The sequence below is a fragment of the Pedobacter kyonggii genome (assembly GCF_004310665.1).
In the GTDB taxonomy this organism is placed as follows: Bacteria; Bacteroidota; Bacteroidia; order Sphingobacteriales; family Sphingobacteriaceae; genus Pedobacter; species Pedobacter kyonggii.
In genome coordinates this window covers 373,863-394,588 of the sequence record NZ_SIXF01000002.1, presented here as the reverse complement: position 1 = coordinate 394,588, position 20,726 = coordinate 373,863, and the positions used below count along the sequence as shown (strand labels likewise).

The 20,726-nt window shown below is 39.9% G+C and carries 15 protein-coding genes; 9 read left to right on the top strand and 6 right to left on the bottom strand.

Translation table 11 applies throughout. The annotated features are described in order from the left end of the window. Window positions 1-164: 164 nt before the first annotated feature. Both EYS08_RS04215 and EYS08_RS04210 read right to left on the bottom strand, forming a co-directional pair. Window positions 165-1,526: an alginate export family protein gene (locus EYS08_RS04215; protein WP_208745786.1), complete on the bottom strand. Its 1,362-nt coding sequence runs from the start codon at window positions 1,524-1,526 to the stop codon at window positions 165-167. 110 nt (window positions 1,527-1,636) lie between these two features. Then, window positions 1,637-2,236, bottom strand: a complete 600-nt coding sequence (locus EYS08_RS04210; RefSeq protein ID WP_131028587.1) for an FMN-dependent NADH-azoreductase — start codon at window positions 2,234-2,236, stop codon at window positions 1,637-1,639. Window positions 2,237-2,799: 563 nt separating this feature from the next. Between EYS08_RS04210 and EYS08_RS04205 the strand changes: the two genes are divergently transcribed. The 5 genes from EYS08_RS04205 to EYS08_RS04185 all read left to right on the top strand — a co-directional run bounded on the left by EYS08_RS04205 (window position 2,800) and on the right by EYS08_RS04185 (window position 6,643). Further along, window positions 2,800-3,834 carry a proline iminopeptidase-family hydrolase gene (locus EYS08_RS04205; protein WP_131028586.1) on the top strand — a complete coding sequence of 345 codons (1,035 nt, stop codon included), beginning with the start codon at window positions 2,800-2,802 and terminating at the stop codon, window positions 3,832-3,834. Window positions 3,835-4,007: 173 nt separating this feature from the next. Continuing rightward, window positions 4,008-4,298, top strand: coding sequence for a hypothetical protein (locus EYS08_RS04200; RefSeq protein ID WP_131028585.1), 291 nt, complete (start codon window positions 4,008-4,010; stop codon window positions 4,296-4,298). Between the two features lie 24 nt (window positions 4,299-4,322). Further along, window positions 4,323-5,111 (top strand): MBL fold metallo-hydrolase, encoded by a 789-nt coding sequence (locus EYS08_RS04195; RefSeq protein WP_131028584.1) that lies wholly within the window; start codon window positions 4,323-4,325, stop codon window positions 5,109-5,111. A 24-nt stretch (window positions 5,112-5,135) separates the two neighbouring features. Continuing rightward, window positions 5,136-5,552, top strand: coding sequence for a nuclear transport factor 2 family protein (locus EYS08_RS04190; protein WP_131028583.1), 417 nt, complete (start codon window positions 5,136-5,138; stop codon window positions 5,550-5,552). A gap of 95 nt (window positions 5,553-5,647) precedes the next feature. After that, a complete protein-coding gene (locus EYS08_RS04185; RefSeq protein WP_208745785.1) occupies window positions 5,648-6,643 on the top strand; it encodes an alpha/beta fold hydrolase in 996 nt (331 codons plus the stop codon). A gap of 357 nt (window positions 6,644-7,000) precedes the next feature. Here EYS08_RS04185 and EYS08_RS04180 read toward each other — a convergent pair whose 3' ends face one another. From EYS08_RS04180 to EYS08_RS04170, 3 genes are all read right to left on the bottom strand, one after another. After that, window positions 7,001-7,522 carry a pyridoxamine 5'-phosphate oxidase family protein gene (locus EYS08_RS04180; protein WP_244215849.1) on the bottom strand — a complete coding sequence of 174 codons (522 nt, stop codon included), beginning with the start codon at window positions 7,520-7,522 and terminating at the stop codon, window positions 7,001-7,003. A 104-nt stretch (window positions 7,523-7,626) separates the two neighbouring features. After that, window positions 7,627-8,610 carry a type I glyceraldehyde-3-phosphate dehydrogenase gene (locus EYS08_RS04175; RefSeq protein ID WP_131028581.1) on the bottom strand — a complete coding sequence of 328 codons (984 nt, stop codon included), beginning with the start codon at window positions 8,608-8,610 and terminating at the stop codon, window positions 7,627-7,629. 171 nt (window positions 8,611-8,781) lie between these two features. Then, window positions 8,782-11,343, bottom strand: a complete 2,562-nt coding sequence (locus EYS08_RS04170; RefSeq protein WP_131028580.1) for a BamA/TamA family outer membrane protein — start codon at window positions 11,341-11,343, stop codon at window positions 8,782-8,784. A gap of 218 nt (window positions 11,344-11,561) precedes the next feature. On the opposite strand from EYS08_RS04170, the gene EYS08_RS04165 reads away from it, so the two are divergent. Further along, entirely contained in the window at window positions 11,562-13,820 is a 2,259-nt protein-coding gene (locus EYS08_RS04165; RefSeq protein ID WP_131028579.1) for a sensor histidine kinase, read from the top strand. A 15-nt stretch (window positions 13,821-13,835) separates the two neighbouring features. After that, entirely contained in the window at window positions 13,836-15,800 is a 1,965-nt protein-coding gene (locus tag EYS08_RS04160; protein WP_131028578.1) for a sigma 54-interacting transcriptional regulator, read from the top strand. Window positions 15,801-16,199: 399 nt separating this feature from the next. Here the strand turns inward: EYS08_RS04160 and EYS08_RS04155 are convergent, their stop codons facing one another. Then, a complete protein-coding gene (locus EYS08_RS04155; RefSeq protein ID WP_131028577.1) occupies window positions 16,200-18,515 on the bottom strand; it encodes a tetratricopeptide repeat-containing sensor histidine kinase in 2,316 nt (771 codons plus the stop codon). 1,238 nt (window positions 18,516-19,753) lie between these two features. Here EYS08_RS04155 and EYS08_RS04150 point away from each other — a divergent pair. Together EYS08_RS04150 and EYS08_RS04145 are read left to right on the top strand one after the other, a co-directional pair. Further along, window positions 19,754-19,999 carry a LytR/AlgR family response regulator transcription factor gene (locus tag EYS08_RS04150; RefSeq protein WP_131028576.1) on the top strand — a complete coding sequence of 82 codons (246 nt, stop codon included), beginning with the start codon at window positions 19,754-19,756 and terminating at the stop codon, window positions 19,997-19,999. Window positions 20,000-20,103: 104 nt separating this feature from the next. Next, complete coding sequence (locus EYS08_RS04145) at window positions 20,104-20,487, top strand: LytR/AlgR family response regulator transcription factor (RefSeq protein WP_317130077.1); 384 nt, start codon at window positions 20,104-20,106, stop codon at window positions 20,485-20,487. The last annotated feature ends 239 nt before the right edge of the window (window positions 20,488-20,726 follow it).

Genomic DNA, 20,726 nt, shown 5'->3' with positions numbered 1-20,726 from the left:
ACAAATTACAATGCTCAACATCAAAGGCAAAACTTTTAATTAAGTATTTGCCTTTTTTTGGTATATAACTTTTTTACACTTGTCAAAACCAGCATTTCGAGTACAAGTTAACTGCTTACTATTAGTAGCTTCGAATCCTAAACCATCCTGGAGCTGGAAAAGCATTAAAATTTAAAAGAAAGCTGTGTATTGAAAAACCTGGAGTTTGCATTAACGGGAACGACGTCTTTAATAAAACCACCGACTCTAAAATATTGGTAGCCGACACTCAAGGAAAAATGATTATTAATCCGGTAATCTGCACTCAACAAATAGGTCGTGCCAATGTAACGCGCTATGGAATTTGAGCCTGCAATATTGAAGCTTCCACCTGGGTGAAAGATGCCGTCCTGGAGTGAATACCGCCAGTTATAAACCAGGTCGATCTGAAATAAAAATCTATCGGTAAAGTTGAGTGTAAGATATGGATGAATATCTATGAGGTTGGATGGTCCGATTAACGGATTAAATCCAAAGTAACCACCTTTCGGGTATAAGGGGTTAAAACTATTCAGTTTTTTATCCAATGCATTTTTGTCTCCTGATATGTAATCATTCCGCAGGTTCACCGTCGGTGTAAATTTAACCCCGTTAAATCTATAACGCAGTTCGATAGCCAGCGTCCATGCGCTGATTTGATTTTGACCAAACTTTCCGAACTGGTAGGCGGTCTCTATATTATACATAAAGAGTTTATCATCCTTCCAGTGACGAATCGCCACAGTATGCCGGACTTCCCTGTCCGTTCCCGCTTCAAATCGAGACTGCTCCCGCATGGCACCAAGATAATAGAAGTCAAAATTACCAGTTTGAGCAGACCTAATGTCTGAATAGGCACCCCAAAGGTTTCCCTGCAATTTGGTTTGATTATCAAACAAGCCTGGATTAGTTCTATCTGTGGCTAAAACAAAAGCATCAATTCTCACCTTTGGTTTATTGTAAGAGAACTTTAAACCGGTAAAATACTGACGACTGTTGTTTCCGTCTCTAACTGAAATTAACCTACCCGAACCATAATCTAGCTCTTGACGGCCAATCCTAAGTAGAAGTTGCTGTGCAGGAGTGGACGAAAAGTCGTAATCTATAAAAAGGTCCTGAACCTCAAGCTTATCCTCATCTAAGGTTGAAACTGCATATTTACTGCCATTTTCAAGGCTGCTGTTTAACTGAGCAAAAAACCTGAAATTATCACCGGAACGAACGCCCGCGTGCAGGGAATAACGCTGAAGAAAGGAGTAATTGAACCCCTGATTGGCAATCCAGTTTTCATCCTCTTTAAGTGCCCACTCAGAACGTATTTCACCGCCAATTGACAGTATCACCGGACCAGAAGAGAAAATCTGTGAATGCTTCAGGCGGTTATATAAGTTTCTGCTCGAATCTGCCAGATGGGTATAATCCTCATCAAACCTAAGCAGCATAAAACTTTGTGCCTGTCCATTTTCCCCAGCGAAGGCTGCAATCAAAACTAAAACTGATATTTTCAATAAACACTTTATGCCAATCATTGCATTTCTAATTGCTTTTTCTAAGAGTCTGCTCCAACCCAGTCAAACCGCTTTGAGCTTACCATGGCAGCCTGAAACAATCTTTTCCGTTAGATTTTGATGCTTCCAATCGCTTTTTCCAGCGCAGTATCACGCGTTTCAGATAATGCAAATCCCTCGGCCCTGCATACAGTTATATCATTCATCCCAATAAAAGTCAACATGAATTTTAAATATGGAGTTAAAAAATCCTTTTTTATTTCCTCCCCTAAGCTGTATATGCCACCAGTTGTGACTGCAAGAAAAACCTTCTTTCCACTAAGCAGTCCAATAGGGCCCTTGTCAGTATATTTAAAGGTAATTCCTGCGCGGGTTATGTGGTCAAACCAGGCTTTCAATGTTGATGAAACCCCAAAATTATACATCGGTGCACCAATCACTACAAAATCTGCCCAGTTGAGCTCTTCTATTGCTGAATTGGAATGTTTTATTGCCTCCCTATGCTCCCCGGTATTTTTTTCCACATCTGTGAAAAAAGCGTTCAGATGTACCTCCTCTAAGTGGGGAAAAGGTGCGTTGGTGAGATCCTTGATGTGTAGTGCGGCTGAAGGATAGTTTAATTTCAATCTATCAATAATCGCCTCTGATAGTTTGATACTATTTGACGCCTCGCCTCTTGGGCTTGAAATAATCTGCAGGATATTGGACATATTCATTAATTTTAGTGGATATTTTTTTAACTCAACCCCCAGTCGAATTGCATTAATCGGCGTAACCGCTCCGAGGGATAAGAGTATTGATGTACTGTTTTCCTGAAGTAAAACTACGCTGGCAACTCAATACTATGTATCGCAGTTTAATGATATGATTTATCAGTTTTTTGATGGTAACCTATATTGCGTAGTTTCCTGGATTTAATGCAAACAGAAATTTTATTTACCGGTAATCTGGCTCAGCCTCTTGAATTCCGAGGCAACCCCTTAAAGCTCGGGCAACAAAATCGGGCGATCAAAATAGTGTAGAAAATCAGACTATGGAATAAAAACCTAAAGATGCCTTCTCAATTATTACAATGCTGATAAGTTATATGATTAGCATTATATAAAACAAACGCTGTCCCGGATTATTTTTGTCGTGCAAGTTTTCCGTTTGATCTGGGAATGAGAAAAAATGTAGGTTCGCACGAATTCAGCATCCCGGCACCTCATTCTGATAGGTAATCCTGCCTAAGTTCATGGCTCTTGCAATAACAATAAATTACATAGCTTATACAATGAAAACACTACATCAAACCCCTTTCAAATTGATGCTATTACTCGCATCAATTTCTCTAGTTATTGCCTGCGGCTCTCCCGAAAAGAGAACGGAGTTGCAATCCAACGCAATAAGAAACATAAAAACAGGTGGCAGCAAGCTCATTTCCGTTGATGGAAAATATAACGTGTGGACGAAAAAGGTTGGAGAAGGGAAAATCAAAGTTTTGCTTTTACACGGCGGTCCGGGGTTTTCACATGATTATTTCGAATGTTTTGAAGACTTTCTCCCAAAAGAAGGTATTGAATTTTATTATTATGACCAACTTGGCAGCGGCTATTCCGATGTTCCTACAGACACAACACTTTGGAACACTGCTCGTTTTGTTGAAGAAGTTGAACAGGTAAGAAAGGGACTGGGTCTGGATAACTTTTACATTCTGGGGCATTCCTGGGGAAGCCTGCTGGCTATGGAATACCTAAACAAATACCAGAAACATGTTAAGGGTGCTGTTCTTTCCAACATGACCGGTAGCATAGCGGACTTTGTTGACTATAGTGCTGTGCTAAAGTCGAAACTCTTTACAGGAGCGGAAAAACGATTGTTTGACTCGTTGGATAGAGCTAAGGCTTATTCTTCTCCTGATTATTCCTCGCTCCTAAACGAGAAACTTTACACTAAGGTAATTTGCCGACTTCCTCTTGAGCAATGGCCCGAACCCTTAGTAAGAGCATTTAAAAAGCCCAACCAGACGATATATCTGCAGATGCAGGGAATAGATGAATTTCATGTTACCGGCAGCTTACGAAACTGGGACTTCTGGGATAAATTGCCAAACATCAAGGTACCGACATTGGTACTCGGCGGGGTGTATGACGAGATGAACCCTAAAAGTATGAAAAAAGAAGCACAGCTAATTCCCAAAAGCAGGCTATATCTATGTCCGGGTGGCAGCCACATGGCCATGTATGATGATCAGAGCAATTACTTTAACGCCCTTATCGGCTTTTTAAAAGATGTAAATCAGGAAAGTTTCGTAGCTGATAAAAAATAACTGCTGATAGGCCCTGGTAATAGGCATGTTCCGCAGAAATAATGATCATGGATAACGCAGCCTTAGACTACCTAAGCTAGGTGCATTTCTTAATCACCGTGGGGATTGACCGAAAAAGAAGGAAGCAGCATAATCTTTAAATCAGAATTAAATTTTAAGCCATGAATATTAAAATGAAAAAACTAGCTTGTATAAGCGGAGTGATATTCTCCTACTTCAGTATATTCTTTTCCGGACAAATCACTTTTAACCATGACAGCGGCAAAATCCCTGACTCTTTGCAAATCTCGATTGCCGGTAGAAGCACATTTGCCAAAACTGCGATGCGCATGAAATACAAATCAGTCTACGATACCAAGTTAAATTATTTTACAAGCCTCCCGAATACTGAAAATCCTCCAATTGAAGTAGAAATCAAATCCAGGAAATCATCTATTGAACGGTGGCATATGCCAAAAAAATGATTCTTTAATTAGAATATAGATATAATGAAAAAGAATAAAAATCTACCTTTTTCTGTCACCTATATTGGCGGTCCGACGGTGCTCTTTGATATAGGAGGCTTAAGATTAATGACAGATCCGACATTGGATGAGGCTGGAAGTTTTTTTAAACTCAACGAGCACATGACTGAAACCAAACTCAAAGGACCTGCGGTTATTCCCCCAGAATATGTAGATGTGGTTTTGCTAAGTCATGATCATCACTTTGACAATCTTGATCATGCTGGTCGACGTTTTCTGGCGCAGACGGGTGTGGTTCTGACAACCAGGTCGGGGGCAGAACGATTAAAAGGAAACAGTATTGGTCTTTCTCCCGGGGAATCCATGGAATTTCAGATTCCTGCGGGTGGCCGACTGGTTGTTACGGCCACCCCCGCGAGGCATGGCCCCTCCGGTATCGAAAAAATAACCGGCGAAGTCGTCGGTTTCCACCTGAGCATCCAGGGCGAGCTTATGCAGAGTCTATACATTACCGGTGACACCGTTTACTACGATGAAATCGAAAAACTGGCAAAGCAAATAAATCCGTCATATGTGTTTATTTTCGCTGGCGCGGCACGGCCCCGTGGTCCTTTCAATTTGACAATGGGTACCAACGACGCCTTGGATACCGCAGCTGCATTCAGGCATTCCCTAATAGTGCCCGTCCACTCAGAGGGCTGGTCACACTACACAGAAAACAATGACAATCTGCAGGAGGCTTTCAATATTTTAGGTATCGGGAATCAGCTGATCTTTCTTGAACCCGGAATCCCCACAAAACTATTCAATTAAGCATTGTAAATAAATTTAAAAAAAATGGAAACCATACAGTTAATACCCCCATTTAATCTCCAGACAGCCCTACAAAAAGTTCAACTTGCGGAAGATGCCTGGAACTCACAGGACCCGCTTAGAATAGCCCTTGCCTACACTTTAGATAGCGAATGGCGTAACAGGGACACTTTCATTAACGGAAGAGAAGAAATCGTTAAATTCTTAGAAAAAAAATGGAAAAAAGAGTTGAACTACCGTCTTAAAAAGGAACTCTGGTCATTCCATGATAACCGGATCGCGGTTAGATTCGAGTATGAGTACCAAAATATTCAATCCCAATGGTTTAGAGCCTACGGTAACGAAAACTGGGAGTTCGATGAACACGGATTAATGAGAAAGAGATATGCAAGTATTAATGACCTTGCTATCCATGAAACTGAAAGGCGTTTACGATGCTGATGTCTCTGTCAACTTACATTGTAAATATCCGTAAAGCGCACGCTGCGACGGCTTCCACTTGATTAAAAAGAAATAAACGATTTAAAGAAGAAAAAATGAAAAAACTCAGCATTCTCATCATTGTAGTTGGACTAGTAACAACAGGCTTGACAACGACCCACGCACAAAGTACGAAAGGAAATAAAAAACCAATGGGTGCACCTGTATTAAAAAAGCATTCACAAACATCGAATCTTATCGAATTTCATAAAATCAAGGTTGGGGATACAGAAATATTTTATCGGGAGGCGGGTGACCTTGGAAAACCAGTCATATTACTTTTGCATGGCTTTCCCTCATCATCCCACATGTACAGGAATCTAATCACGAAGCTGGCACCTGACTATCATCTAATTGCACCTGATTATCCTGGATTCGGGATGAGCAGTAGCCCTTCGCCCGAAACGTTCAGTTACACCTTTGACCATTTATCAGAGATTGTTGAAAAATTTATAGATAAACTTAAGCTGAATTCCATTACCTTTTATCTACAGGATTATGGCGGTCCGGTTGGATTTAGAATCTTCAATCGGAGGCCCGAATTGGTTAAGGCATTGATCATTCAGAACGCTAACATGTATGTGGAAGGAATTGGTCCGGATGTACAGAAAATTGGTGCACTAAGCGCCGCAAACGACACTAAGGGCTTGAAAGCGGCTGTTAATTACATGATGTCGTTTGAAGGAATAAAGGAGCAGTATCTATATGGTTCAAACCAACCCAATCGCATCAGTCCAGATAGTTACAATATGGACCACTTCTTTTTTGAGCAGCCCGGTATTAAAGACATTCAGATGGCACTGTTTAGCGATTATAAAAACAATTTCCCGAAATATCCGCAGTGGCAAACTTACCTTAGAAAGCATCAGCCGCCAGCGCTTTTGGTATGGGGTAAGAATGATAAAATATTCCCCGGCGCCGGAGCGACCGCTTACAAGAAAGATTTACCTCACGCAGAAATTCATCTTTTTTCCGGAGGACATTTCCTTTTAGAGGAACGCGGTGAAGAGGTAGCGGGTTTAATACAAAGCTTTATGAAAAAATTAAGATAACAATAAGGCCTTACACGTCAAATGTAAGGCCTTATTTAATTCAGCAAAGAATAAGCGCTGATTTCTATCCCTCGATCGTATCGTATGGTTTCGATTTGTGCAGCTGCACTAAAATATTTAAACTGGACTTTCGCAATTAAAGAATTGCCCACTTTATTTAAGCTGTTAAAAAACCAATGCTGTTGTTCTGAAATTCGTCGAGGTTAAAATGTATTAGCGGATATTTTAGAACCCTGTAGTCTTTCTTTTTTTTATTTTATGTAGATAACGAAATGTATAAATTAACGCTTAATGGTTTGAAATTTTAAAGAAAGTCGCGTAGCAACACGCGAAATTTTAGCCGAAACGCTGTTTCTATTAAATTGCTTTTAATTTCTTGATTTCTTGTTCAAGCTGCTCAATATATTCTTTCTGCGGCTTTAATAGTTCCTCAATTTCCTCAAGGGTATATTTTGGCACAATATGCTGTGGACAGTTCCAGTCGTAAGCCGATATTCTAAAGGTTAACATCCATTCAGGCTTATTTTTATATCTCTCGGGTTTTAATAGTTCATAAAGTCCCGGATTTTTACCAATTTCAACAACTTCAGCTTTGGCGTATATCTTCAGCCGCGCTTTCAGCGGATAGGAAAGAAGTATGAGTGAAACATTTGGATTTTTGGAAATGTTTGCTGCTGTTATGTATTGCCGGTTTCCCGTAAAGTCAACTATCCCGATTGAAGTATCGTCGATAACCTTAATAAAACCTTTAGGGCCTCCGCGGTGCTGAATGTAGGGATATTGATTCTCACCAAATGAGGCAATATAAAAGCTATCTATCTGGTTTATGAAGTCAATTTCATATTCGGTTAATCCGTCAACAAAAGTTCTTTTTTCCATGCGTTCATAACTCAGCCGGCTGCCAAGCTTTTCCTGTAAGGCCTTAACTGAATCTGTGAAGGCTAATTGTGCGTAGTTCATAGACTAAATTTAAGCTTAACTTTTTATAAAGCACTAATTTGTCTAATCATCTGATTAGTGAATCCCCACTCATTATCATACCAGGACATCACTTTTACCAAATCACCATCTACCACTCTGGTCATCGCCAAATCCACTATTGAAGCTAACGGGCTCTTTATAATGTCTGTAGAAACCAGCGGCTCATCTGTTGTACCAACAACATTTTTATACCTTTCTGAAACAGATTCCTCTAACAAAATCTCATTTATCTCCGCTGCAGTCGTGGGTCTCTCAGAGATAAAAGTTATATCAGAAATTGACCCTACAGAAACCGGAACCCTGACTGCTACACCGTCAAATTTGCCAGCATACTGCGGGAGTGCTTTTGTGGTTGCAAGAGCAGCTCCTGTTGCCGCTGGTGCCAGGTTGATTCCTGCTGTTCTGCCCATTCTTGGTTCCTTCTTTGAGGGAGCGTCCATTAATGTCTGTGATGCAGTATAGGCATGGGTTGTGTTCAAAATCGCTTTTTTAATCCCAATTCTTCTGCCCAGAATTTCTATAATTGGACTTATGTTATTGGTTGTGCAACTGGCGCAGGAGAAGATGTTAACTTTTCCTTCTTCGGTGTTCACACCATGAACAATCGTAGGTGTATCTTTGGTTGGCCCCGATATAACAACGAATTTCGCTCCTGAAGCCAGGTGTTTTTCTGCATCTGCCCTGTTGGTGAAAAGCCCTGTACTTTCAATCACCACTTCCGCTTGAAATTCGCGCCAGGGAAGGTCCGATATTTCCCGGAATGAGCTGTAATGAAAAGATTTATCGCCTATATGAATCGTATTTTCACTATGGGTAATTTCCCGTTCATACCGCCCATAAATACTATCATATTTCAAGAGATAAACAGCGTTCTCTATACTCATTAAGTCATTTACAGCAACCAACTTTAAATTCTCAGAATCCAGAATCAATTTTAGCGATGCTCTGCCGATGCGGCCTAAACCGTTTATTCCTATTTTTTTCATGTTTTTTTGCTTTGAAAATTATCCTGTAACCCATGAATTCCGGAGTTACAGTTGTGTAAACCTATTGAATTTATTTTGACCCAAGGCGAATTCAACAATCAGAAAAGTAATAGTAATTATTATTGAATTTATAGCGATAAGCCCACTGTGATTTTGGGTATTATTTGAAAATTATAGTTGGGATTTAAGGGTAAGCGTAGGATAAAACCCCTCCTTTGAATAACCAGCAGTCAAATTAATCCGCGCATACGATGCTGGGGCGAAATAGAGCCCAGCCCCAAAACCATGATGCACCCGTTCACTATGCTCGCCCCTTTTCCAGACCCTGCCGAAATCATGCATTGCATTGAATCCAAATTCCCCGGGAAGAATGTAGTTTAGAAATGATCCAATTCTTATCCGAATTTCAGCATTATTAAACGCGCTGTAATCACCCGCAAATCGGAACTTCCTATAACCGGTTAAGTTATCGGTGCCTCCCAAATATGGCAGTTGAAAAAATTCCGGCTTTCCGGCACTGAAACCTCCACCTAAGCGATTGCTAAAGACCATACTTCCTTTTTCATTCAGTTTGAAAAAGAATGTAAATTCAGAATTCACCACTCCAACGCGCCTGGCATTTTGCCCAAACCCGGTCAGTAATTCAAGACTTGACTTCAAAAGGGTTCCTGATTGCGTAAGAACTACCTTATCCCTGTTATCTATCATCAACTGCAGGGCAGCACCAGCCTGAAAACTGTTTTGACTGATCTGGATACCTGAATTATCTCCCGCCAGATAACGCTCAATAAACTTTCCAATATTTTTTGATCCTGAATAATGAAAATTTTGGAATAACGGGCCAAATGTAATATTATTCGCACCCCAGCGATTCCTTATCAAAGCCTTAAAGGTATAAAGGTTGAACCTTGCCCTGTAGAAACTCAAAGGCGAGGACTCACGGTCAAATACACTCTCATTCCCCGAGCCAAAATAATTGCGTGTATTGTTCGGTGCATTTACGTCTAAATCGATAAGAAGATCATGATTTCCAACGGAATTCATCCACTCGCCCAGATAGTGCAAGCTAAAAGCTGAGGTATTCCACGCGTATAGCGCAGAAAGCGAATGAATGCTTGCAAAAGGTTGTTTTCTAAAACCCTGGACGGTGAATCGATGTGAAATGCCAACCATGGCACCATCATCTACATTAAAACCAACATTGGCTAAAGTTAGCTTTCGGGAATAAAGGTTAGTAGCATAATAAGTGAAATTCGCGGTATCGGTTGACAATTTTGTCCGCAGCTTGTTATGAAAACTGTCAATACGGTCCTGAGGCTTTCCATAATAAATTAATGGCTTCCCCTTCCATTTGAGCTTGACATCTTTGATATCCTCCCCTCCTACCAAACGAACCTTAATCTTTGAATTTAATGATTCCATGAAAACACTATCATTTCCCGCCCGAAGAAATATGCGCAACTCTTTTGTAATTGCCGGATCGAGTTCCCGCTGGAGAATCAGCTTTGAGCCAGCTTTCCCCGCTCCGGCTCTGGAGATATCAAGCTGCATATAGCCATTGCCTTTTTCTACCAGGCTGACGAGTTCGTCCTGATCGCTGAGCGGCACATCTACTGTTTTGTTTAGAAAAAAATAATACTGGTCCATCAAATCAGGCAGCGCATCCCGCCGCTTTCTCATTTGCGTCAGAATCTTTGCTTTGATAACAGGATCTGTCGGGTCTGGAAGTTTAAGCAATGCCTGGGAAAGCAGGGAATCCGTTACAACCGCACAAAATTCTTTAATGGTATTTTTCCATTCCAGCTGGCTGACGCCAGAAAATATCTGTGAGTTTAAATTTCTGCCTTCCCATAAAAACCAGTTAATATTTCGAATATCTCTTTCATAGCCTTGCATCATGGGCAATAGCCAGCTGGACTGTGCAAGCCGTTGCACGATACCGTCCGACCGATAGAATACCTGATCCCGGTCACGAGGTACGGGAATGTATTGAATACCGTCTGTTTTTTCCTCCATTGCCCAACGCCATTGATCCTCATGCCTATCCCAGTCCCCCAGCAATACATCCAGTGCTTTTGCTTTTAAATAAGTCTGCCAGTCAATCCTGTACCGATTACTGTTTGCTACCTGATCTAACATTTTTGCGGTATTGTCTGATTTGCCCATCGGTTCCCGCTCCTCCAGAAGACAGAGGGTATTTACAAAATCCTTTGCAAAAATCCCTAGCCCGATATCGCCCTCCACAACCCCTATCAAAGGATTAGTATGTGGAATCCCAACGACTTTAGCTAAAACAGGAACAACCAATGCTCCGAAAGGGTATTGCGCAGACATGTTATCCTCTAAAATATCTAGCAGAAATGTTTCTCTAAGTGGAAGTGGAAGTAACACCGCCGGAAATTTCTTTACCGACCTGAGCGTCCATTCCTTACCGGCGGCATCTATCAATCTCAGTGTTTTTGATTGATTCCCCCCTCCCGCTTGAATTGCGGTAAGACCACCGGCTATTTCTGAGAGCCGGATAACAGGAACTTTGACAGGCCTGGCATAATCTTTCCGATAGTTTTCACCAAAAACTTGCCGGTGCAATCTGGACACACTATCGTATTTTGCCACGGGTATTATTATAACCGAATCCAGTTTCTGATTCTGGCCTTTTAATGTGGGAGTGGCTAACAAAAAAGCAAGAGTAAAAAAAATATGTTGTCTAATCATAGCAATTAATTTTAGCATTCTGTAAATGTCCTGTTGAATGCGTGAAGGTCAGCATACAACTGAATAAACAGAAATAATGATATTCATAAATGCTATCAATATATTTATAATTCAATATCGATCTGAAAATCCAAGGCACTATTTATTATAATTCTGATAAATACTATTACTGTTGTTTTGATGGCTTTCGCCAGCCTATACCGTAATTTGAATACCTAAGGAAACATAACCTATTTATGAAAATTTTTAATCTGCTGATGGTGTTTATTGCTTCAAGTATTTCTGTAGTGGCGCAAAACAGCAACCTGGAAGCACTTCCAATCGCGACCTTAAAACAACAGCTTTCCAGGCACAATGCAGATACGACAACGATAAAACTAAAAATTGCTCTGGGAAGAGTACTTTTGGTCAAGCCAGGCGGCGGAGGCTTTGAAATAGACTCAGCGATGAAGTTTTCAGCAGATGCCGAGTACTTAAGCCGCAGGATTGGATATACTAAAGGCATTATTAACGCCATTTTGCTCCGGGCACTTTCATATAATAAGAAAAATGAGCCGAAGGCTGGCCTGAACTCCGCAAGACAGGCCTTAGCTTATTCAATTAAAATAATGGACTCAACGGGGATAGCGGAATCATACATCGTTATCGGGCAGCACTACTCCATATCGAAGCCAGAGCAACTGGTTAAGAGAATGGCCTACTACCGAAAAGCGAGTGTTATTTTCAGAAAAACCCGTAATTTTTATCGGCTCGCCTCTTCCTTACAAGGTGATGCGGAAATGTTGTTGCTGAACAGACAACATATGGAAGCAATAAAAATACTGTTTGAGGCCATCAATGTTAATAAGGCGATCGGAAATAAGTCCATTCAGGGAATATACTGGCTTATAGGTCGAACACTGAATGAACTCGGCGATTTTCCCAGCGCTTTAAAATACTCGCTTCTTGCGATTAAATCAGCAAAAGCAGTCAATGACACTACCTTAACCGTTGCCAGTATAAACTTCACTACCTCAACCATATACACTTATATGAGGGATTATAAGAACGCGCTCCCATATGCGTTAAAGGCGCTTGAAATCGCGAAGGATTACAAAGATTCAGATTATATCTTTACAATATCCATTTCTGCTGCTTTTAACTATACCAGAGTCAATAAGTTATATAATGCACTGAAATTGTTGAGAAATGTCTGGCAATATGCAAAGAATGACGCGGATTCCCTGTATGTCATGACCTACTTCCTGGGCAACCTCAACCATGCAAAAAAATATAAGCAGGCAGCTTTGTATGCAGGCGAGGTAACACGGCTTCTCAAAAAGATACCACCTGACAATTTTAACAATAGAATTACTGCATATAATTTTCTCGCTTTTCACTACATTGAGACCCGACAGATAAAACTGGCCTACCAATATGCAGACGCATACGCAGCAGTTGTCAAATCCTTTAATTTTCCTATAGGTGTCAGGTCAGTAGAAAATATGTATTATAAACTCGATTCACTACAGGGCAACTATCAATCTGCCATTAAGCACCACTTATTGGCCCAGGGGATTAAAGACTCGATAGACAATGTTACCAAAGCCTATCAGGTATCGCTTTTGCAAATCGAAAATGATACGGAGAAAAAGAATAACGATATTGATGCCCTTACCAGAGCGGGGCAGGCTAAGGACGATGCATTGAAACGTACGCAATTGATGCAAAAGGCTATCATTGCCGCGTCCGTTTTACTGGCCATAATTACTGCACTTATATTTAGCCAATATCGGCTTAAACAAAGAACCAACTGGAAACTTGAAGAAAGTCAGCGCGAATTGGATCAGAAAAATGCTTTCCTTGAAACTTTGAATACCCAACAAGATAAGCTTTTGAAAGAGAAAGAATGGTTAATTAAAGAAGTCCACCACCGAGTCAAGAATAATCTCCAGATGGTTACCAGCTTATTGAGCTCTCAAACGACCTATCTTGATAATGATGCTGCAATTTTGGCTGTCAATGATAGTTTGCGGAGAATGCAGGCTATGTCCATGATCCATCAAAAGTTATATCAGGATGATAGCGTATCGACTATATTTATGCCTGAATATATTGATGAACTTATTCATTATCTTCGTGACAGTTTTGATGATAACCACAGGATTATTTTTCACCAGAAGATCGAACAATTAAGCCTGGGTGTCACCCAAGCTATTCCTTTAGGTCTTATTATAACCGAGAGTATAGTCAATTCAATAAAATATGCATTCCTGAACAGCAAAGCTGGAATTGTTAATATCTCTTTAGGGCAAGATGGTCCTGACCATCTATTACTCTTCATTGCGGATAACGGAACGGGATTACCGGAAGGTATTGATAAATCCCCTTTGAATTCCCTTGGTCTTGACTTAATGCAGGGCCTTGCCAGACAATTGAAGGGAACGTTTCAGATCGAAAATAATAACGGTGTGCAAATAAAAATCAAATTCATTCATCCAGAAAAAACAATTTAGCTAAATTTATACCATATGGCCAAGAAAGTGCTCATCGTTGAAGATGAATATATAGTTGCAAGTAACCTTCGTTTGATATTAGCAAAAGCAGGTTACAGCATAATCGGCATTGCGATATCTGTCGAGGACGCGTTGGATCAGATGGAGAAGCAGAAGCCTGATATTGTTTTACTCGATATCATGCTTAATGGCGAGCGCTCAGGGATTGATTTAGCTAAAATATTGACTGCACAACATATTGCTTTCGTTTATCTTTCCGCTAATTCTAACCAGGCCATGTTAGAAGAAGCAAAAAAAACCGATCCTTATGGTTTTTTGGTTAAGCCCTTTCGTGAAAAAGACCTAATCGTAACGTTGGATATTGCTTGGTACCGACAGAAAAACAATCTTGAGGCCAGGCTTTTACAAGAAGTATCATTACAGAAACAATTAATGGATATTAGTAATGGAAAATCTGAAGCAAAGCAAAAATTATTGGAGCTTTGTCAGGCGATAAGGACATTTATCCCATTTGATTTGATCGTCACCCAGGCTAATTCAGCTAGTGGGTACGTAAATTGCGGTTATTTAAGGACAGGTTTCAGTGAATATGAGTTCATTGTTGAAACTGAATTAATAACCTCTCTGAAACCAAAACAATCTCTGCAAAAAAAAACGTTTAATACCGTTGAAGAACCAGCAATCTTTCCGCACGTCACCGAGGAAATCGAGATCAACCTCAATTCCACAATCGCGAGTGAAAGAATTTGGATGGATCATTTCAAAATGGAATCTAACCTAATTTTCCGATTAAATATTGGCGCCGGAACTGCATTCTCCTATCAGTTTTATAGTCGGCAAAGGGACTTGTATACGCAGAAACACGCAGGAGTATTAAAACTCTTCAAGAAATGCCTGAGTAATGTTACCGAGAAAATGTTTCGCCCTTCAATTTCTCCTGTAATCGGAATCCCTCAGGAGCCCATTAATGATGAGCTAAAACTTTTGGAGCGTCATGAGTTCAATGGAATTATTGGCCGCCACTCTCTACTGCTCGCTGCTTTGGACCTTACCGTTCAGGTTGCACCGTACAATACATCTGTTCTGATACTCGGGGAAAGTGGTACAGGTAAAGAGAAAATTGCACGTGCCGTTCACCAGTTATCGCCGCGAAGAGACCAGCCGTTCATTCAGGTAAATTGCGGAGCTATTCCTTCCACGCTTATTGAATCGGAACTTTTTGGACACGTACTAGGTGCATTTACGGGAGCGACCGAAAAAAGAAAAGGGAAGTTTGAACTTGCAAGCGGCGGAACTATTTTTTTAGACGAGATTGGAGAACTTCCCCTAGATATGCAAGTAAAACTACTCAGGGTACTGCAGGAAAAAGAGGTAAATGCTGTTGGTGCCAATGCACCATTTAAGGTTGACGTTCGTGTGGTTGCCGCAACCAACCGAAATCTGGAGAAAGAGGTGGCGGCAGGGAAATTTAGGCTGGACTTATATTATCGGCTTAACATATTTCCAATTACCATTGTTCCGCTAAGGGAGCGCAAGAGCGATATTCCCGCGCTGGTTAGCTTTTTCAAAAATAAATTCTGTAAAGAATTCAATAAGCCTATAGCTGATGTTGATGAAAAAATGATGGAGCAGTTGTATGAATACCAATGGCCAGGCAATGTACGAGAGCTGGAAAATATAATAGAGCGTTCTGTTATATTAAATGAGGGAACAAGTAAATTAACATTAAAGCAGCCTCTTAGTGATCTGACCACTAGCAAGTCCCCTATCAGCACAATCGAAACATTAGACGATATTAAGCAGATACAAATGGAGACGGAACGCGCCCATTTAATATCAGTTCTCAAAATAGCTAATGGGAGAATTAGGGGGCACAATGGTGCTGCAGACTTGCTTAAAATTAAGCCCACCACACTGGAATCAAAATTGTTAAAATTAAATATCCGCAGACAAGATTATTTTCCTTCCCAGGAAATTTAAAATTAAACATTAGCCCAGAAAGGATGCAAGATTCTAGCAATTAATTTTGATTAGGCCCATAATTAAAAGTAAATTAAATAAAGGAGTTATGGGTCATCTCTATTTACAGGTCCAGAAAATTGAATTTGGCACCTTTTGATGCAGGAGTATACCTGCTATTTAATCTTCAGGCATTTATAATACATGCATTAACTGATCGGAATCCAAATGTGATTTGAATAACTTTCCTGAAATTAAATTAAAAAACAAGCGACTATTTTAGTCCTTTAAAAGGATCACTTACCGATTTTCGTTTAGGTTATCCTACCATTTGCTCCAATCGTCGTTTATACCCTACAGACAGTTTTTTAATAAATGTATTATCCACTATCGACCAATTTATGGTCAAGATCATCTGATTCATACTCGCAATGGTTGCTCTTCACCCGCCAACTCCTCAGCTAAAGTACCATAATCCAGATGAGAAGGAGATTTTAATGGAAATTTCAGGAATATCGTCAGCCCGTTGTTATTTTTGATGTTAAATGTTCCGCCAAGCTGCGGGGTCAATCCCTTCAAAAGATTTATTCCGAGTGTGTTTACGTTTGATAAGTTAAAATTACTTGGCAGTCCTACACCATTATCACTGATTATTACTTCTACGAACGTATCGACTTTCTTAACCCGAATGCTTATTTTTCCATTTTGGTTATCGGGAAATGCATACTTCAGAGCATTGGTCACTGTTTCATTTAAGATTATACCTATCGGTATTGCTTGGGAAACATCAAGCATGAAATCCTCAATCTCACAGAATATCTCAATGTTATTGATGTCATCATCCAGGAAGTCATATAAGGAATCCACTAATTCGTTAATGTATAGGAATACACTAATTTGAGTAACATTGTCTGTTTTATATAACTGATCATGGATAAGTGCGATTGATCGAACTCGGTTCTGGCTGTCCAAAATGGCCTGCTGGGCACTTTCACTGGACAGATAAGCAGATTTGGAGGCGAGTAGGCTCATGACTATCTGCAAATTATTCTTAACACGATGATTCACTTCCTTTAAAAGCAAATCCTTCTCTCCGAGAAGCTGATTTTTATATGATACCAGGTGCTTAAGAGCATTATTCTGGTTGTCGATCTCCAATTTCTGCGATAATAACATGGCATTGCTTCGCCGCTTTAGCCTATACCTGCTAAAGATCAGCGCAGTAACAATCAGCAGTACGATTATTCCACTAATGCTAACGCGTTGAATTAGCTCATTGCGTTTCATTTTAATATCTTTGATCAGCGCGTCTTTAGTAAGCATTTCAATATGCCTGTTTCTATCCATTGCTGCATTTTCGATGTGCAGCAGGGATATTTGATAGGCTTTAGAAACATTATCAATCGAATCTTTAATCGCTTTTTCTTTCTGGAAATGCGCCAAAGCAGACTTTTTATCACCTTTCAGCGAGACCAGCTGATAATATCGATATTCGGCGGTCTGAATGCCCTTAGCATAATTTAATTTGTGTGCTAAATGCGCATGCAACTCTGTGTGTTTATAAGCCTTGTTAACTTTCCCGGTCTCGGAATAGTAATAAGCGAGAGCATTATGGACGTTCATTATTTGCTGAATGTTTTCAGGATAGATTTTTGGCAATACGCTTTCCAGTTGGCTTACATATTCTTTAGCTTCCGGTAACTGTTTAGCATAAACAAGGGTATTGATATACTCTATTTTAAGTGCGATATCTTTTAAAAAACCGCCGGGACGGCTTTTCATTTCATTAAGTACCGCAAATGCTTTGGGGATTTGGTTCGTACGGGTATATGCTGAGGCCAGCTGGTAGGCTCCTTCGCGCACAAGTCCTTCATGATTATACTTTTTGGCCAGGCTGACGACCTCTTTAGAATAGGGTATGGATCGATAATAATCCTGCTTCTTGATGTAACTGTATGCGATATTTAAGTTGATAACACATACTTGAGCTGTTGTATCATTAACTTTTCTTGCGGTTTCTCGAGCTAGCAAGCAATATTTTAAGGCATTATCGTAGTCCCCTAATCTGAAGGAGTTTCTACCGATATTCCAGTAGATCCCCTCTACAGTTCTCATGCTTACTCCTTTTCCCAGATTTAGCGCTTCAAAAAGGAATCTTAGTGCTTCTGTAGTCCGATCGGCCTGAAAAAGCATGTCTGCATTTACGGTTAACATATCAGCAAGGGAGTGGAAATTCTTATTTTTCCTAAATATGGCGATAGCCTTGTCATTATACCATATGCGGGTACGAAGTTCGCTCTGTGAATTGGTGCTAAAGTGCTTTGATATCATGTGATATGACCTTGCTTCTCCATCACTATTGTTATTTTGGCGGCAAAATAGAAGGGCATTTTCTGCAAGTTTTACTGCCGCTTTTCCATCCCCCCTTTCATACAATGTCTCCGCTCTTAACAACATTGAATTGATAATTCCGAAATGGTAATTAAGCCGGCGGCTGAGAACTTGGGCATCGTTGGCAAACCGAATTGCCGAATCTACATCTTTTGGTCCCTTTAAGCCTTTCAATAGCATTAAATGTCCAATTGCAAGCTGCAGTTTCACCTTGGTTGTATCCTCCTTGCTGGCAATGAGTTTCCGCCTCAGTACAGGCATGGGTAACTCATCTAGCCTACTCGACTGGGCATGTGTAAATATTGCAGAGAAAAATAAGATTATATATAAAATCAAACGTTTCATATCATTGAACTCAAGATTTCCTAGTATTAATCTATAAAGATATTAATAACCGCCAAGATTATTAACTATCCACAATGAAAGAGTCAATACAATACAAGGTTGTGAATGTGGATTAGCAATCTTACTCCCAGCTTGGAGAAGTAAAATATGTTATGGATATTGTCCCTACTGTAGCTTAGGGCACATTCATAACTGGTGGAATTGTTAACGTTCATGCTGTACTGTGAACGGGATACAATCTGAATTAATCATTCGATATATAACGATTGGCCATCTATAAGTCATTTAATCAAGGGCTAGCAGGTAAATAAATCCTCTGTTATTTCCCAAAGCTTATTCCGGCTACGGCTTCTAAGCTAGGCCTGGGTGATGATAAACGTACAAAATTCGAGCCTTATGCTGAATTGTGTAAAGGCCAAACTGGCTTACTGCAGATGTATAATGATTATGCGCGGAGCGCGTCCGGACTTTTTGATTATGATTACTATAAAGGATTAAGTGAAATTATATTTTCTTTATTTTTAAAATTGCCAGAATGTATGACTTATTTCCTCAAAGAAATTGAGACTAAAAATCCATGAAATAATCCCTGATTTTTTTAAGACCGATCCAGATGGGGCTGGAAAACAGGTATAGATAATTGGCTAGCACAATCCGCTATGGCAAAAGAAAATGATGAACTTTTTCGAAATCTATAGAGCTGTTAAAAACTTCTCTAACTATTGGCTGAAGAATTATCTAAATTATCAATTATGATTCCATCAGATAAAAGAGGCCATGTTTAAACCCGTAAAAGAAGGCCAGGAGATTTTTATCAGTATCGCAAAAATTTTTAAGCGCTAAATGCAAGCTGAAACGGCTGCTGAAAATTCACCTCAATAAGTTGATTTTAAAAAACAAAAAGGACATGTAAAATGCGCAAACATCAACTTCCAGGCTCGCATTCATTGCTAATATTTCAAAGAAGGAGGTTCTTAATCCCCCTTCTTTTTGTTACCATAGGCTTCCGACAGCTTGGTAAAAACTAAAAAGTTGAAATGACGGGTTAATAAATAAATTGTTATTTCATTGACAAAATCTTAAATAGACTACATCCATCCAACATTTTTATGCGAATAGCGCGGTTTTTTATGCGAACGACCTGTACCGCTATGCGAAAGACTTCCAAAACAGCTAGACATTACTAATTAAAAATACAATTATTATTTTAGCGATATACTTGCCGAGGCTATTTTATTATGGAACTAAAATGTATAACTATTGATGATGAAGACTACTGCCTGACCCAGCTCGAGGAACTCATATTGATGACGCCCGGAGTAATCCACTTAAAAAGTTTCAATAATGCTTATCACGCATTAACATATCTACATGATCAAAAACATGTTGACATCGTCTTTTTAGATATTGAAATGCCACAGATCAATGGCATTGAAGCCGCAAAACTGCTTAGGTCGTACTGCGATTTCTTGATATATTCGTAACTGGACATACAGAATACGGAGCGCAAAGTTTCGAGATCGGTGCAGACGGCTATTTACTTAAACCAGTAAGCGAGGTTAAATTTATTCAGCAGGTTCAGCGCCTATTGGAAACAAAGTCAAATGAATTGTCCATTAAAAATCCCGACAGCTTTCTACTGGTAAAGGGAGGCTCAAAGCATAAATATATCAGCATACCGTTCGAAAAGATTTTATACATCAAATCGATGTCAAACTATGTACGGATTTTTTTAACGGATGAGGAACACATCACCTATCATACATTGAAGCATGTAGAAGAGGCTATTCAAGAGCGGACAGAATTTTTGAGGATCAACAGGTCTGAAATAATATCCTTTAATCACGTCAAGCAGGTTGATGGATACCAAATATTGCTTAATAACGGAAACAAATTTATGGTAAGCAGAAGTTATAAGCATAAATTTGACGAGTTCTTGCGCAACCGGTTACCGGGTCCGGGGATCAGATAAACCGCACGCGATTTTTTGAAAATAATTCGCAACGGGGTTACATAAATGGCTGCCATCAAAACCCTTGATAGACAGTGGATTTCGATAAAAGTGATCCCCCACTTTTGGCGATAGCGCGAGAAAATTAACGAGCATGAACCATCATCGGAAGTTACACGACATTTACAGTCTAGTTTATTCGACAGAAATATTTCTTTAACCAATACACCACCAAAAGTGGGGAACAACCAGTTTGATTG